Genomic DNA, 16290 nt, shown 5'->3' with positions numbered 1-16290 from the left:
TGTACACACTAACTCAGTCACGTCGCGACTAGGCACTCTCAAGGCGACAAAAAAATACCCCACGCCAGACATGACGTGAGGTATTTGAAACAGTGCTAAAATGTTACATTTAGACGTTAAACAAGGCTTTTAGAAACCACCTCATAAACATCTTTAGACAAGTCTTCTGCCAGAATACGCTCAAGCTCTGCTTTCATTTTAACGCTGAGTTCTGGTTTCAGTTTTTTCCATCTTGTCAGTGGTGTACACAAGCGAGACGCCAGCTGAGGGTTACGCTTATTCAGCACAATGATCTGATCCGCTAGAAAACGATAGCCGGAGCCGTCTTCTTTATGGAAGCCTGCCACGTTTTGACCAAACCCACCCAATACAGAACGCACTTTATTTGGGTTTTTCAAATCAAACGATGGGTGAGCCATCAAACCTTCTACCACAGCCAGCGCATCGTCAGCATCTTGAGAAGCGCTCAACATCAACCATTTGTTCACGACCAAGGGCTCATTTTTCCATTGCTCATAAAACGCATTGAGCATGCTCGCCGCGTCTGGATGAGCAGAGTGCACAGCAATCGATAAGGCGCCAAATTGGTCCGTCATGTTGTCTGCGTTAGCGAATTGCTCAGCAATGGCGGCTTTTGCCTTGTCATCTGAAGTCTCAGACCAATAAGACAGCGCCATGCTCTTGAGCGAGCGACGCGCGATGTCTTGTGCGCTAGGCTGGTAATCAGAGGTAATGATGTTGTTTTGGTAAGTTTGCGCAAATTGCTCAGATAACGCATTGGCAATTGTTTCTTTTAAGAACTGACGGGCCTTTTTGATGGCCAACGGATCAATCGTTTCAGCCAACTCAGACAAGTAAGCCTGACTTGGCAAGGCAAGAATCAACGCCACCATAGCAGGGTCCAGAGATTCATCCGCCAATAAGGATCGTAATCCTGCCACCAGCTGAGACTCGATTGCTAACGGTTGACCTGATGACGCCTGCTCAATCAACTGAGTCAGCTCATTGACCGCCAATTGTTGCGCCGCACTCCAACGATTAAAACCATCGCTGTCTGCCGACATAAGCAACAACAATTGATCGGCCGTGTAGTTATAACGCAGTTTCACTGGCGCAGAAAAAGAACGCAACAAGGATGGCACCGGCTTGCTGCTCACTTGAGTAAACTCAAACGTTTGTTCACTTTCGCTCAACAACAAGGTTACATCAGTGGATTGCTCGCCTTGGTATTGCGCTTGAATTTCTTGCCCTTGCTCATTCAACAGACCAACACGAATTGGAATATGAAGCGGCAGTTTCGTAGGTTGCCCAGGGGTCGCTGGCGTTTCTTGTTTTATCGTGAGTAGATAACGCTGCTCTTCTGGAAGATAGGTATCTTCAACCGTTACAATCGGAGTACCCGCTTGAGAATACCAACGCTTGAACAAGGTCAAATCAATGCCAGAAGCATCTTGCATGGCCGCGACAAAATCATCACAGGTCACGGCTTGCCCGTCATGGCGCTCGAAGTAAAGGTCCGACCCTTTACGGAACAACTCCTCACCCAACAAGGTATGTATCATACGGACAATTTCAGAGCCTTTCTCGTACACAGTAAGGGTGTAAAAGTTAGAAATCTCAATAAACGAAGAAGGACGCACGGGGTGTGCCATTGGGCCTGCGTCTTCTGCAAACTGTGCGGTTTTCAAAAAGGAGACGTCTTCCACTCGCTTAACCGTTGCAGAGTGCATGTCAGCCGAGAAAGATTGGTCACGGAATACCGTAAAACCTTCTTTCAAACTTAACTGAAACCAATCACGACAGGTCACGCGATTGCCCGACCAGTTATGGAAATACTCGTGCGCCACGACCGCTTCAACACGTAAGAAGGCGTCGTCTGTGGTGGTTTTAGGGCTGGCTAATAAACAAGAAGAGTTAAACACGTTCAACCCTTTGTTCTCCATTGCGCCCATATTAAAGTCGTCTACCGCGACAATCATAAAAATATCAAGATCGTATTCACGTCCGTATTTTTCTTCATCCCAACGCATAGAGCGTTTCAGTGCTTCCATGGCGTAATCCACTTTGTCGATGTTATGGGACTCAGTGAAAATTTGCAGTTTTACATCACGACCACTTTGCGTGGTGAAACGGTCATTTTTTACCGCCAAATCACCCGCTACCAAAGCAAACAAATACGCAGGTTTCGGGAAAGGGTCATGCCAAACCACGACGGTTTTGCCTTCGTCGGTTTTAGCGCGTTCAATCTCGTTACCATTGGACAGCATCACAGGGTAACGCGCTTCATCAGCAATGATGGTCGTGGTAAACACCGACATCACATCAGGGCGATCAAGGTAATAGGTAATGTGACGGAAACCTTCCGCTTCACATTGGGTACAAAACATTGACGAAGATCGATACAAGCCTTCGAGACGCGTGTTGTTTTGCGGCTCAATCAAGGTTTCGCAGGTCAATATAAAGCTGTCTGCGGTGGCGGTGATAATCAACTTATCGTCCACCAACTGATACTCTTCTGGCGGCAAGGCATAACCGTCCATCGCCACGCCAATCAGCTTAACATCTTCACCGCCATCTAAAATAAGAGGCGCATTGGATTTACCATCCAAAGGGTTACGGCGCATGTGCAATCTGGATGTGACCACTGTGGTGGCTTCATCTAGATCAAACGTCAGTTCGGTTTTATCAATGAGAAAAGGAGGAACCTTATAATCTTTTAAATAAATTGCTGAGGGTTGGCTCTCTTTCATTTGCTCTCTCCTAAAATGTCAGTGATGCTTGGTAACCGGTGTATTTACGAATGTTAATAACGCCCGTGTCGAGTATCCAGTACTGCCCTTTTATCCCCATTAGCACCCCTTCTATTTCAGGTGTTTTTTCCGCATTCAGACTGGTGACCTTAGTCGGGTATTCTAAAACGGGGTAGGTAAATTCGTGCGTTTCGTTTTCATCAGAAAGGTCAATAATGGATTGCAAGCCAAATTCATGTTGTAAGGCATCTAAGCCATCATAAAGTAAGCCAATTAACCGTTCTTGTTCATGTTCAAGATTGAGCTCTACCGCGGTGCCTTTGAGCATGTTGCGCCAATTGGTTTTGTCCGCCACTTCATTTTTAAATAAGGTTTCCACCAGACCCGACATGCGGCGGTTCACCACACGAAACAAGGCGCGCCCCTGGGTGGCGCCTTGATCTAGCCAACGTGTTGGCAATTGATCGCCACGGGTAATCCCTACTTTAAGACCAGATGAATTGGCCAAGTACACATAGTGATCCTGTAAACAGTATTTTTCTGCCCATTCTGGCTCACGGCAAGTGCCTAAGTGATAGTGGCATTTTTCTGGGCTCATAATACAAGTATCGCAAGCGGCCAGTTTTTTAAAGCAGGGAAAACAAAAACCTTGGCTAAAAGACTTTTTAGTCACTCGACCACAATGGGTGCAGTTAATCGCGCCTTTAAAATGCAACGCAATTTTTTGGCCAATCAGGTCGTTCATATTGAGGCTGTCATCGCCTAAGGTTAACCTGTATTGAACTTGTCCTTGAGGCGCCGTCGCCGACATTTTTTTCAGATTGCCAGACAACATTAAGCGTTTTCCTCAGGGCCATCGTTCACCCATTTAATGCTGTCCACCTTGTCTTGATTATCGGCTTCAAATTTGGCTTGTTTGCTACCACGATCAATATACCCAACACGGCTTTCTTCAGGCTTATTGTTGTAGTCATAAGTGATCACAGCCTGTAAGCACAGCTCGCTTTGCTCTTTTGTTAAGCGTACGCCATTAGGCCATTTACCCAATTCAACCGCTTGCTTTAGGCTGACATAAACCTCTGGAGACATGTTGTCGATCATTTCTTTAAAATTCATGGAATACTCTCATTAACCGTCGCCCAAACAATCAGGCGTTTTTAAATTTTTTTAAAGGCCGTAAAACGGGTGATTAACCAATACAGCACCGCCAATACCAGGCCCGCCCCTAGACCAATCGTATGGGCGGTGTTTGCGATTCGGCCAAGGCCGATCATCTCAGGAAATTGGGTATAGCCGATCGCCAACCAAACCATAAAAAATATCATCAATGGCTTGCTGACAATCATCGGCCAGCGTGGGCTCAGCACAGGCATCAGCCAAGCAAAACCAATCACCCCATACACCACACCAGAGAGCCCGCCAAACAATGGGTTCCCCGTCAATTGATATTGCAAAACATTACTAATGATGGCGATCACCACAACACCAAGCGTCCAAACCAAAGACCCCACTATTTTTTCAAGACGGCGACCAACATCCCAAATCCATAAGGTGTTAAACACAATGTGCATGATGCTGAAATGCAATAAAGCAGGAGACAATAAACGCCAATATTCACCGCGCGCCAGCACTTCTGATAAGGGATAAAAGCGCAGTTGATTGCCGACCACATCAAATGGACTAATGGTGAAATAACTGAGCGTTGACAGTTCTGAACCAAGCTGGGTAATAAAGGCAATCAATATCGCCGCGAGAATCACAATCGCGGTGGCTGGTGCGTCCCGTAGTTGACTAACAAGGCCACCAGAACGACGCGAAGGTGCGGCGGCTTGATTCCGCTCGACCTTAGGTAAGGCACTGGGGTTTTCTTGCCAGAGTTGAATTAATTGCAGCGTCGGTGTTTGGTGTGAAGGGTCGGTGATCCACAGTTCCTGTCCAGTCTTGCCCATCACAATTTGATGGCCTATTTTCAATCGCCATAAGGTCTGGCTAAGCAACGCTGGATCTGCATTTTCATCAAACTGATAAACTAACAACATAATTGACACTGCACCTTTTCACATCGTTATAACAAATCAACTGGCCCTCAATGAATCCTTGCCATCATCGAGGGCTACTCTTGAGAAACCGCTCGTTATCTAAGGTCGATAACTGCTTTGCCAACCAAGTTTATCGCGACACACATTATAAAAATCGTGATTTTTAGGGTGTATCAAACGAATATTACCGGCCTTTTTGGTGATGTGGATTTCGTCACCTGGCGCTGCGGTAATGTTTAGCTGTCCATCACAACTGACGCTTGGGTAGGTCAAGTTCGATTCACAAACAACGATACGAATGCGTGCATTAGCATCGATCACTATCGGGCGATTACTTAATGTATGAGGGTGCATAGGCACTAAAACAAGCGCATCAAGCTTTGGCAGCATAATTGGACCACCAGCAGACAAGGCATACGCGGTAGAACCGGTTGGCGTAGCAACAATCAAACCATCGGATTTTTGGTTCATCACAAACTGATCATCAATAAACAGATCAAAGCGTATCATTCGTGCCGACTTACCTGGGTGCAATACAAGGTCATTCAATGCAATGCCTTCACCGCTCGGACGGTTCTTACGCTTAATCTTGGCTTCGATCATAAAACGCTTTTCTTCATGGTACTCACCACGAAAAATAGGCTCCAACTCTTCTTGAAAAGAATGCGGGGAGATGTCCGTTAGAAACCCTAAGGTGCCACGGTTAATACCAATCACAGGAACATCGTAGTTACTAATGGCTCTAGCAGCGCCTAAAAAGCTGCCATCGCCGCCGACAACCATCACTAAGTCACAATGATTGCCTAACTCTTTCAACGGGGAAGAATCCACTTTAATGCCGGGCAGCATAGTGGCTAAATCGTGTTCTAATACCGGTTCTGAGCCCTTTTCTTGCAGGTATTCCATCAGCTTCTTAACGGTATCAAGAATCTGAGGTTTATCTAATCGAGCTATTATTCCAACACGCCTAAAAAGACCCATGTGTCATTCTCTTTCTGTCTGTCTGTGTAATGGTAAGCAACTTGATAGGCGATTTAAGATCGCTTTTATTATGAAAAGCCTTCAACCAAGTGCCGCGCCACTTTAACATGAAGGCCTTACTTTTCGCCATCCAGAGAAGAGGCGATATATGGATTCAAGGCCGCTGAATACCCTCTCCACCCTTGCAAACCACCCGTATGAATCAATAAGGTACGTTTATGGGGCCATTTTCCATCACGAATCCTATTCATGACATGAAAAAGGGTTTTGCAGGTATAAACTGGGTCCAGCTGTTGAGCTGGGTTTGCGTCTGTAAAAAGCCTCAGAAACTGCTGCAATGCCTGACTCTGCTTAGCGTAGCCGCCTTCGTGAGCATCACTATGAAACGTCATTTTCTCTTCCAAAGCCGCAATATTCGTTTGATCCTCAGACACTAAACTGGCCAAAGAGAGGATCTCATCCGCTTGCGCAGCGGCCCCTTTAAGCGCACTAACAACGTGTAAATACGGGGTTTTCTCTGACGCCAATAAACCTGCCGCTGTGGTTCCTGTGCCAGCCGACACCACCCAAGCGTCACATTCACTGTCTAAATAGTCTATATCGGCCGCCCAATCTTGGCAGCCTTTGGCCCCTAATACCCCGCCGCCGCCTTCTGGGACCCAATAAATGCCTTCATATTGCCCATTAAGGTAAGACACCAACTCTGATTGTTCTGCTAGACGATAGTCTTGTCGAGTACAAGGCCACAAACTGACGCCCGCATTTGCCACATCGTACAATGTCGGCGTCAACCTAGGCTGAAGTTCGCCTCGCACCACGGCAATCCCCGCCATCTCAGTATCTCGTAATGTGGCGGCAAAGGCGTGCAGATGGTTGGAATAAGGACCACCAAAGGTGGCCATATAGCGAGCCCGAATGCGTTTTGCTTCGCGTAAATGGTACTTTAATTTGTGCCACTTGTTGCCTGGCGCTTGCGGGTGTTCAAGGTCGCCACGGTAAATAAAGAGTTCACAAGAAGCGTGTGGATGTTGCCACTTGGTGGGAATATGAAGCGGTTGGATAATAGACAAAAAAAGGCCTCGGCTAAACAGTCGAGGCCATAATATCATAAGCGGAAGTCAGTAAAATAAGGGAAACTCATTCCCAACTTAATGATCTTGGTTTTGACAGACCTTTTCCCATTAAGTTCCTTTCGTGAAGCTCATAAAAGATTCATCCGACAAAAGCATTATCTTCATCATTTCTTTGTTAAAATCCCCGCAGCCATCATTTGCGGAGAATGAAACACCATGATTCCATCACTTTCTGAGGTCTCGCCGATTCAGGCCAAATACCTTTCCTTTATTACACGTTTAAAGGCTTCAGGATTCTCAGGCGATAGTAATTTGGATTACGCCAATCGCGTGGTGCTTTCTACCGACAACTCCATTTATCAAGTGCTACCTCAAGGGGTCGTCTACCCTAAAAACACATCAGACTTACAGCAGCTTGTGACCCTTAGCAATGAGCCCGAATTCCACGACATTGTATTAAGCCCTCGTGGTGGAGGCACCGGCACCAACGGCCAGTCTCTCAGCGATGGTTTGATAGTCGACGTGTCTAAATACATGAATCGCATACTAGACATCAATATGGAAGAAGGTTGGGCGCGCGTGGAAGCAGGCGTGGTTAAAGACCAACTCAACGCCGCGGTGAAACCTCATGGCTTATTTTTCGCGCCAGAACTGTCCACCAGCAACCGCGCGACCATTGGCGGTATGATTAACACCGACGCCAGCGGCCAAGGCTCGGTGACTTATGGCAAAACCCGCGATCACGTTCTTGAACTCACCACGGTACTTCTGGATGGCGGCTTACTCATCTCATCGCCTATTGACGATGAGGCACTGACCTCAATACAAAATGGTAGCGACTATGCCGCCCACGCTCATCGTGTTGTTGACGCCATTCAAAAAAGCAAAGCGGCCGACATTGACGCAACATTCCCGCCATTGAACCGTTGTTTAACAGGGTATGATTTGGCCCACATTCGCTCAGACGATGGTTTGTTTAACATCAACTCTGTGCTGTGCGGCTCAGAAGGCACGCTGGGCTTCATTACTGAGGCCAAGGTGAATTTGCTGAGCATCCCAAGTCACGCCGCCTTAGTCAATATCCGCTACAACAGCTTCGAAGCCTCGTTACGTCACGCCCGTGAATTATTAACGGCGCAGCCCACATCCATAGAAACCGTCGATTCAAATGTCCTAGCGCTTGCCAAAGGCGACAATATTTGGGGTTCTGTGGCGGAGTTTTTTCCCGACCTACCAGGGCAAGACATACAAGGCATCAACCTGGTGGAATACACAGGCAACAACGAGCAGGAAGTGGCCGACAAAATAAAACGACTGACAGATCAGTTGGATCAATTCGCAAAAAACGGCGACAGCAGTACGCTGGGCTACACCATTGCGATGGGTCACAATAATGTCAAAAAACTGTGGGCGATGCGCAAAAAATCAGTGGGATTGCTTGGCAACGTACAAGGGGAAAAGCGTCCTATTCCTTTTGTCGAAGACACCGCCGTACCGCCAGAACATCTAGCGGATTTCATTATGGAATTTCGCGCGGTACTCGACAGTCATCAAGTCCAATATGGCATGTTTGGTCATGTCGATGCTGGCGTGTTGCATGTGCGCCCTGCTTTGGATTTAAAAGACGAATCACAAGAACCCATGATCCGAGAAATCACCGACAAGGTGGTGGCTTTGACCCAAAAATACAATGGTTTGCTGTGGGGCGAACACGGCAAAGGGGTTCGTTCTGAATACGCCCCCGCTTTTTTTGGCGACTTATACCCCTGCATTCAGCAAATAAAAGGCGTTTTTGACCCGAGAAACCAACTCAACCCCGGCAAAATTGCCACACCTTTTGAACTAGCGGCCGATTTATTAAAAATAGACGCGGTTCCGCTGCGCGGTCAATTCGACCGTCAGATCCCGATTCGAAATCGGGAGCAATTCAAAGACGGCCTCTACTGCAACGGCAATGGTGCCTGCTACAACTTTGACCCTAATGACGCCATGTGCCCTTCTTGGAAAGGCACCCGTGACCGTCGCCATTCACCCAAAGGGCGTGCATCCCTCATGCGAGAATGGCTCAGAGGCATGAGCGCTCAAGGGGTAGACACCCAAAAAGCCAGCAAAGAGGCCAAAGACAGCCATTTTCTGATGAGCTTTATTCCACGCCTCAAAAACACACTTGCCAAACGCCGTGGGGATTATGATTTCTCCCATGAAGTGCATGATGCCATGATGGGCTGCTTAGCCTGCAAATCTTGTGTTGGACAATGCCCTATCAAGGTGGATGTGCCTGAGTTTCGAGCTAAATTTTTAGAACTCTATTACGCTCGCTATTTGCGCCCGATGAAAGACTATTTGGTTGGCTCATTGGAATTTATGATGCCGACTCTGGCTATTTTTCCACAACCTTACAATTGGTTAGTCAGTCGGCGCTGGGTCAATCATTTAACAAGCAAATATTTTGGCTTAACAGACAACCCAAAACTGAGCCCCATTAATTTAAAGAAAGAGATGTCACGACGCGGCATTCGACTTGCCACCCCACTGGCAATTGAAGCCCTGAACCCCAAAGACAGAAAACGTGCGGTGATTGTCGTGCAAGACGCTTTCACCAGTTATTTCGAAACCGAGCTGGTGCTCGACACCATGGAAATGCTGACACGATTAGGCTTTCAGGCCTATCTGGCACCTTATTTACCCAATGGCAAACCGCTGCATGTTCACGGCTTTATGAAAGCCTTTCAAAGAACCGCACGCAAAAACTTGGACATGCTACAAAGCCTATCCTTCTATGGTTTGCCTTTTGTGGGCATTGATCCCTCCATGACACTGACCTATCGCGCCGAATACATGAAAACCTTCAGCGACAGTCGCCAAGTGCCGAGCATCCAATTAATGCAAGAATGGCTCGCCAGCAAAACAGAGCATTTAAAAAAGCAGCCATTGTCTTTAGATGGCAGCGCGTATCATCTCATGACCCACTGTACCGAGAAGACCAACGCCAGCGCATCGATCAAAGACTGGCAAACGGTTTATCAAACCCTAGGTTTGGAGTTGATCGTTGAAGATGTGGGCTGTTGCGGCATGGCTGGCACTTATGGCCATGAAGCCGCCAACCAAGACACCTCAAAAGTCATTTATGAGCTTTCTTGGAAAGAAAAGGTCACGAATCCGGCGCTAGCAGGTAAACTCCTCGCCACGGGCTACTCTTGCCGGAGCCAAGTGAAGCGCTTTGATCAAGTCCGCATTCTGCATCCAGCACAAATGTTGCTGCAGCACCTTCGTAGCGCTTCAACAAAAGCACCATAAACACCCGATATTGACACTGTTCGGCCGACAATTTACCGGCCTTATTTTATGAAAGGACAAACATGAATTATTTAAACTTGCTGCACGATAGCGCGGACGAGTACGGCCCTATTCGAGTCTTTGATGATGGGAAATTTCGCATCCTGTCGTTCGCCGATGGTGACGAACAAAGTCGTATTAAATTGTCTACGCCACATATTTTGCAGCATGAATACACACAAGCCATGACACTGGCTTTGTTGTTTAACCAACCCAAACGCATAGGCATTTTAGGCCTTGGCGGTGGCACACTTCTAAGCGCCTTATACCATGCGGTTCCCAGCGTACAAATTACGGCCGTAGAATTACGCCAAGAAGTCATAGATGCGGCCGAAATGTATTTTAAAGTACCAAAAGGCAAACGCATTCAAGTTGAGAATGCGGATGCGCAAGCTTATATCGAAACCGGCTTCGATAAAAAAGTGGATATCTTGATGACCGACCTATACAACACGGACGGCATGGAACGCGGCGTACTGCAAACCACCTTTCTTGAGAATTGTGCGAAAAACATCAAGGAGAACGGCTGGTTGGTGCTCAACTGTTGGCTCGACCACAAAAACGATACTGAGCTAATCGACAAATTAAAGCGAATTTTTAGCGATGTCAGAGCACTCGATACCGGCAGTGGCAATTGGGTGGTGCTGGCAGGCAAACAGAAAAATGAGCTAAACGGCAAAGAACTCAAAGCCTGCGCACAAAAAATCAGCGCACAACTCGGCTTTCCCCTGTCTCGCTGGCTATCTAAAATGTACAGTGTCTAAAATGCACAGCGCCAAACCTGCAACACAAACAAAAAAGCTTACTCATTAAGTAAGCTTTTTTGCTCTCTATTAACCGTCATTCAAACGTTTAATTCAGTGCAACACCTTAAACAGACAACACACTGTCGACCAGTGCCTTCGCCTCTTCTTCCAGTTTTGCCAAATGGGCTTCAGAGACAAAACTCTCAAGATAAATCTTGTACACATTTTCAGTCCCGGATGGACGCGCTGCAAACCAGCCGTTTTCAGTCGAGACTTTTAATCCCCCAATGGCCGCGTTATTACCGGGCGCATGGGTCAAAACACTGACAATTTTTTCCCCTGCCAATGTTGTCTGCGTCACGTTTTTCACATCCAGTGCCGCCAAAATGGCTTTTTGCTCTAAGGTCGCAACCACGTCAATGCGCTTATACAAGGGCGTACCATAGCGCTCTGTCATGGCATCGTAATGCTGCTGTGGATCTTTGCCCGTTACCGCCAAAATTTCAGCGGCCAACAAAGCCATGATAAAACCGTCTTTGTCTGTCGTCCAAACAGAGCCGTCTTTACGCAAAAAAGACGCACCGGCGCTTTCTTCGCCACCAAACGCCATGCTGCCGCTATAAAGCCCTTCAACATACCATTTAAAACCAACAGGCACTTCACACAAGGTGCGCCCTAAACCTTCTACCACACGGTCAATCATGCCACTTGAAACAAGCGTTTTTCCCAATTGAGCCGTTTTAGGCCAATGAGGTCGGTGCGACGCCAAATACTCTATCGCAACAGCAAGAAAGGCATTTGGATTCATCAAACCAAAGCCTGCACAGACAATACCGTGGCGGTCATAATCTGGGTCATTGCCCACCGCAATATCAAAATCGTCTTTGAGTTTCAGTAAGTTCTGCATCGAATAAGGCGAAGAACAATCCATGCGGATACGACCGTCTTTGTCTAATGGCATAAAGCGGAACGTCGGGTCTACGTCTCGATTTACTAAGGTAATATTAAGGCCGTATTTTTTCGCCATTGGCTCCCAAAAATGGATGCCGGAGCCACCCATTGGGTCTACCCCTATTCTAATGCCAGCGTCAGCAATCGCCTGCATGTCCACTACATTGTCTAAATCATCAATGTAGTGGGTAATGTAATCGAACGGCTCAATTAAGCCACTTGCTGCCGCTTCTTTTTGGTTCAAATACAAGACACCAGACAAGCCATTGGCAAGCAACTCATTGGCGCGCTTAGCCACCCAATCGGTAATGTCTTTATCCGCAGGACCACCTTGCAGCGTATTGTATTTAATGCCGCCGTCTTCTGGTGGATTATGAGAAGGGGTAATCACAATGCCATCACTCAAATCTGAGGCGTCTGCCGATGCATTGTGAGTCAGAATCGCATGGGATATCACAGGCGTAGGGGTAAAACCGCCAGACTCTTGCACGCGCACTCTCACCCCATTGGCGGTTAAAACACCCAGGGCGGTTTGATAGGCAGCTTCTGATAAAGCGTGTGTATCTTTGCCCAAGTACAAAGGGCCAACAATATTCTGTGCTTTTCGGTATTCTGCGATGGCTTGGCAAATGGCCAAAATATGCTGTTCATTAAAGCTGGTTTTTAACGCGCTACCACGATGACCTGAAGTACCAAAACTGACCTGCTCTGTAGGATTCGCCACATCGGGCTTATTGATAAAATACGCGGTCATTAACTCAGGAATGTTAACCAAAGACTGGTGAGACGCAAGCTGTCCAGCTTGAGGATGAATTGCCATATGAAAAAGCCTCATTGAGCAGTAAAAAAGGGATAGTGATTAGTCTCCCTCATATTTACAAGCGTTTCAACGAGTTATCATAACTTCATTAGATAATTCATGGATCTTACTAAACCCGGATACGCCGTTTTAGAGCGGCTAGCCACTCACGATGACGCCTCCACATCGATCAACAAAATAGTATTGTCATTTAGCTGTACCGACAAAGTCTTGCAAGGCGTACTCGTTTCAATATCTAAATATTCTTGCGACAACACCCTACTTTCACCGGCAAACAATTGATAAAAATAGGCACGCCAAGACCAGTTATAACCTTTGAATCTTGCGTCTTCTATCCACACATCGCCCTCCATAGGACGCGCATAGTTTACCGTCAATTGCTCACCCGTTGAGTCAGCCGCGTAAAAACGTATTACCCCATTTATGGCTCGCAAACTCTGTGAGACAAACTTAACATCCACAATATCCAGCATTTTATGGTGTTGTTGAATGGACTCGACTGCTTGCATCAAATGCTGATAAGAAGCTCTCGCTTTCTGTGCTTTTTCTTTTTGTGCCGCAAAAAAGCGTGCACGAAGCTCAGCCACTTGCTGGCTAAAAGCATGACAATCGGCAAAATCTTCTGTCGCCTGAGAAAACAAAAAACCCTGCATATGGCGCGCGCCACAACGTAAACCAAAGAAAAATTCTTCTTCTGTTTCAACGCCTTCACACACAATAACCGCACCACTTTTCGCACAAAAAACGACCAGAGATTCGACCGCCGATTCCGCCATTCCACCCTGAGCGCCTTGCTGAAACAAGCGCATGTCTAGCTTAATAATGTCTGGTTCTAAAGCGATGACTCGATCAATCTGTGAGAAGCCGGCACCAAAATCATCAATCGCAATGCGCACCCCCGCTTCACGATACAACTTCACCGCGCGACACAAGCTGTCTAAGTCACCATTGAGTTCAATCAATTCAATCACTATGCGACTGGGGTCCACTTTGTGACGATGCAGCATATCCAGCGTCGGCAAAGCGTCTGTCGTGGTCGCCGTTAACCATTGCGGCGATATATTGAGTGTCATGCGGGTTTGATCTGGAAGCTCATGAGCCCGCCTCACGGCTTTTTCACGAACTAGGCGATCTAGTCGCCTCTTGTCTTCTGTACTAATACCTTCATCAGTAAATAAATGCCCCGCAGACACGGCTTCGCCATTCGAATTGACATAACGCGCCAGCGCTTCATAGCCTGTCACTCGACCACTTGATACTTCCACAATAGGCTGAAAAAATGGCTTTATACTATCCCATTCCTCTTGCACGTTTTCAGAAGTACTGAATACCACATTTTGCACACTCCGCTCCTACTAAACCAGTTAACCGACGCTCACTTCAAACGTACTGACTAACGTGGATAGGTCCGCCGACCGATTTTTGACTTGATTAGAACTCATTTGTAACTGCTGCATACAGTTACTCATTTGTTCAGCGCTAGCGGCAACACTGAGAGTATGATCACCATGCTGATGGCTATTGCTAGAAATAAGTTCAATCACATTGAACATATTATCGGCTACTTTTGCGAGCGCTTCACTATCATTTGATGCAACTTCATTATTCACCAGGCTTTGGTTTACTTCATGAACGCCCGCTTCCATATACTCAACAGCCTGATTGGTTTGCACCATGATGCCTTCAACCACCTTACCAATGTCCGCAGCGGCGGCGGCAGTACGCCCTGCTAAGGCGCGCACTTCATCGGCAACGACAGAAAAACCGCGACCATGCTCGCCAGCCCTAGCCGCTTCTATTGCCGCGTTTAACGCCAGTAGATTCGTTTGGCTGGTAATGTCGGCAATCTCTTCTACAAAGCGACTGACATTGGAAGCATTGTCATTCAATGCCATGACAGAGGAGGCAGAAGATTGCACCACATCGCGAATGGTTTCTGTGCTTTGGCGCACGCCTTGGTATTGTTTATGGGCCTGCTGAACCGCCTCTTGCATCTTGCGCTTCATTTCTTCGGCAGTTTGCGACGCCACCGCTACCCCTTCCGCCTGCTGATTGACCAGTGTTAAGGATTCTTGGGCGGCTTGACGAACTTGAGAAGAAGCCGTGAACGCTTCTCGATTAAAGCTTTGCATTTCATCCGCCAGCGAATTCACCTCCCTCGCAGACACAATCACCTCACCAACTATGCTGTCTAATTGATCGACAAAGCTATTAATCCAACGCCCCATCTCTCCGACTTCATTGGTTGGTAATCGACTCAGTTCCATGCGCTGCGTTAGATTGCCTTCGCCTTCAGAAAGCTCTTTGATGACTTTTGTCATGCCAACTAATTGGTTCGCCGTTCGCCGCGCTCCCAAACGATCCAAACACACCAAGGCCCCCAAGCCACCGATCAGACTTAATACAAAATACAGGCTCGTATTTGGCGCGAAGAAACTGGCTAAAACGTATTGAAATACACAAACACAAAGCATCACCAAGGCGTATAAACAAAAATTCGAATAGGAGATAGACCGCGTTCTGTACACCTCTTCCAAATCCGCCTCGCACATCATGCCCCAGGTATCATCAGAGCCTGGCATGACGAACGTCACCCCTTTGCCGATAACAGGTATGTGCCGATAATCCGAATAGCCTGGGTATTTAACATAGAGGTTTTCGCCATTTTTAATGGTCTCTCGAACCCCTGGGTGCAACTCCCCTGTTGCCGGATCGGTGAATTTTAATTCAAGTTCAGTATGCTGCTTAACCGTTACTACCCCAAAAGCCGTTGTCACACCTTGTTTGAGATTTTCACCAAGAAAAAAAGCATCGTCTTCAAATCGAGACCGCGATAACGCCACCCCTTTCTGAATGCTCTTATCAAATACAGAGGACACCATGAACAAATAGTTATCTCCAGACTCATGGTAGATATGACCCGCTTCTCGCTGAATCAGATCACCAATCACATCATTCGGCACCCGGACACACAAACAACCTTGAAATACATTGCTGCGAGAAACGATCGGCAAATAAAACATTAAGGTGACGGCGTCATGAAAACTCGAGGTCGAAGCGCCAAGCGCTAAGGTGATGTCATCAGGGTAAGGGCCATGCAAAAAACGCCCCTTTTTACTCCGCTCAAAGGCATCAAGTTGCGTGTGCTTAGTCCCTATTCTTACTTTATGAGTCGAAGCGACCAAGCCTGCTTGATCATTACAAAGGAACACTTCGGAGGCATCAGGTAAGCCTTGCTTTAACAAGGGCAAGAAAGCCGCCAGCTCATCAATCTCTGTGATTTGGTGCTGGGCAACCTGATTCATTCTCGACCAAACTGTGTTCGCCCAAGTCGTTAAGATCCTAACCCTGGTTGCGGCAACCCCTTCAAAGGTGCTTTCAACGCTGGCTTGCGATTTTCGATTTAATAAACAGCTCCATTGCATTTTTAACTTGCCAGTTGATCCAAAAACAGGCAACCAGCTCTTTTCAGCCGCACTTAAATTCATCTTATCGCTTTCCAACGGTGCCATATTTGGCTCTCCCACCTACTGCTTAAAAATGTGTCATTGTCTGTATAGCGTAAAGAGGCAATCTACATGCCAACTAATTTTA

11 protein-coding genes are annotated in these 16290 nt (G+C 47.1%); 2 read left to right on the top strand and 9 right to left on the bottom strand.

The window, feature by feature from the left end:
* Nucleotides 1-116: 116 nt before the first annotated feature.
* The 6 genes from pepN to ACIGBN_RS06330 all read right to left on the bottom strand — a co-directional run bounded on the left by pepN (nt 117) and on the right by ACIGBN_RS06330 (nt 6840).
* On the bottom strand, nt 117-2750 hold the full coding sequence (gene pepN / locus ACIGBN_RS06355; protein ID WP_396664320.1) for an aminopeptidase N: 2634 nt from the start codon (nt 2748-2750) through the stop codon (nt 117-119).
* Between the two features lie 10 nt (nt 2751-2760).
* Nucleotides 2761-3585, bottom strand: coding sequence for a DUF2797 domain-containing protein (locus tag ACIGBN_RS06350; protein WP_133004041.1), 825 nt, complete (start codon nt 3583-3585; stop codon nt 2761-2763).
* On the bottom strand, nt 3585-3866 hold the full coding sequence (locus ACIGBN_RS06345; protein ID WP_133004042.1) for a YeaC family protein: 282 nt from the start codon (nt 3864-3866) through the stop codon (nt 3585-3587). Before ACIGBN_RS06345 ends, ACIGBN_RS06350 begins: the two co-directional genes overlap by 1 nt.
* 41 nt (nt 3867-3907) lie before the next feature.
* Complete coding sequence (locus ACIGBN_RS06340) at nt 3908-4789, bottom strand: rhomboid family intramembrane serine protease (RefSeq protein ID WP_396664317.1); 882 nt, start codon at nt 4787-4789, stop codon at nt 3908-3910.
* Nucleotides 4790-4888: 99 nt separating this feature from the next.
* Complete coding sequence (locus tag ACIGBN_RS06335) at nt 4889-5770, bottom strand: NAD(+) kinase (RefSeq protein ID WP_133004044.1); 882 nt, start codon at nt 5768-5770, stop codon at nt 4889-4891.
* 116 nt (nt 5771-5886) lie between these two features.
* Nucleotides 5887-6840, bottom strand: a complete 954-nt coding sequence (locus ACIGBN_RS06330; protein ID WP_396664315.1) for a 1-aminocyclopropane-1-carboxylate deaminase/D-cysteine desulfhydrase — start codon at nt 6838-6840, stop codon at nt 5887-5889.
* Between the two features lie 219 nt (nt 6841-7059).
* On the opposite strand from ACIGBN_RS06330, the gene ACIGBN_RS06325 reads away from it, so the two are divergent.
* On the top strand, nt 7060-10140 hold the full coding sequence (locus ACIGBN_RS06325; RefSeq protein WP_396664313.1) for an FAD-binding and (Fe-S)-binding domain-containing protein: 3081 nt from the start codon (nt 7060-7062) through the stop codon (nt 10138-10140).
* A gap of 62 nt (nt 10141-10202) precedes the next feature.
* Nucleotides 10203-10943 (top strand): spermidine synthase, encoded by a 741-nt coding sequence (locus tag ACIGBN_RS06320; protein ID WP_133004047.1) that lies wholly within the window; start codon nt 10203-10205, stop codon nt 10941-10943.
* 106 nt (nt 10944-11049) lie between these two features.
* Here the strand turns inward: ACIGBN_RS06320 and pgm are convergent, their stop codons facing one another.
* From pgm to ACIGBN_RS06305, 3 genes are all read right to left on the bottom strand, one after another.
* Nucleotides 11050-12696 carry a phosphoglucomutase (alpha-D-glucose-1,6-bisphosphate-dependent) gene (gene pgm, locus ACIGBN_RS06315; RefSeq protein WP_133004048.1) on the bottom strand — a complete coding sequence of 549 codons (1647 nt, stop codon included), beginning with the start codon at nt 12694-12696 and terminating at the stop codon, nt 11050-11052.
* A 146-nt stretch (nt 12697-12842) separates the two neighbouring features.
* Complete coding sequence (locus ACIGBN_RS06310; protein WP_133004049.1) at nt 12843-14039, bottom strand: EAL domain-containing protein; 1197 nt, start codon at nt 14037-14039, stop codon at nt 12843-12845.
* A 21-nt stretch (nt 14040-14060) separates the two neighbouring features.
* The gene (locus tag ACIGBN_RS06305) at nt 14061-16208 is read right to left on the bottom strand and encodes a methyl-accepting chemotaxis protein (RefSeq protein WP_133004050.1); all 2148 of its coding nucleotides are present in this window, start codon (nt 16206-16208) and stop codon (nt 14061-14063) included.
* Nucleotides 16209-16290: the final 82 nt, after the last annotated feature.

Origin of the sequence: Marinomonas sp. NPDC078689 (assembly GCF_044542435.1) — a bacterium.
GTDB lineage: Bacteria > Pseudomonadota > Gammaproteobacteria > Pseudomonadales > Marinomonadaceae > Marinomonas > Marinomonas arenicola.
Note: the sequence above shows the minus strand (reverse complement) of the source record. Positions and strands in the feature narration are given on the sequence as shown.

Excerpts from the sequence above, each read along its gene's own strand:
- ACIGBN_RS06305 (WP_133004050.1), bottom strand. The coding sequence starts at position 16,208 with ATGGCACCGTTGGAAAGCGATAAGATGAATTTAAGTGCGGCTGAAAAG.
- ACIGBN_RS06350 (WP_133004041.1), bottom strand. The coding sequence starts at position 3,585 with ATGTTGTCTGGCAATCTGAAAAAAATGTCGGCGACGGCGCCTCAAGGA.
- ACIGBN_RS06325 (WP_396664313.1), top strand. The coding sequence starts at position 7,060 with ATGATTCCATCACTTTCTGAGGTCTCGCCGATTCAGGCCAAATACCTT.
- ACIGBN_RS06335 (WP_133004044.1), bottom strand. The coding sequence starts at position 5,770 with ATGGGTCTTTTTAGGCGTGTTGGAATAATAGCTCGATTAGATAAACCT.
- pgm (WP_133004048.1), bottom strand. The coding sequence starts at position 12,696 with ATGGCAATTCATCCTCAAGCTGGACAGCTTGCGTCTCACCAGTCTTTG.
- ACIGBN_RS06320 (WP_133004047.1), top strand. The coding sequence starts at position 10,203 with ATGAATTATTTAAACTTGCTGCACGATAGCGCGGACGAGTACGGCCCT.
- pepN (WP_396664320.1), bottom strand. The coding sequence starts at position 2,750 with ATGAAAGAGAGCCAACCCTCAGCAATTTATTTAAAAGATTATAAGGTT.
- ACIGBN_RS06345 (WP_133004042.1), bottom strand. The coding sequence starts at position 3,866 with ATGAATTTTAAAGAAATGATCGACAACATGTCTCCAGAGGTTTATGTC.
- ACIGBN_RS06340 (WP_396664317.1), bottom strand. The coding sequence starts at position 4,789 with ATGTTGTTAGTTTATCAGTTTGATGAAAATGCAGATCCAGCGTTGCTT.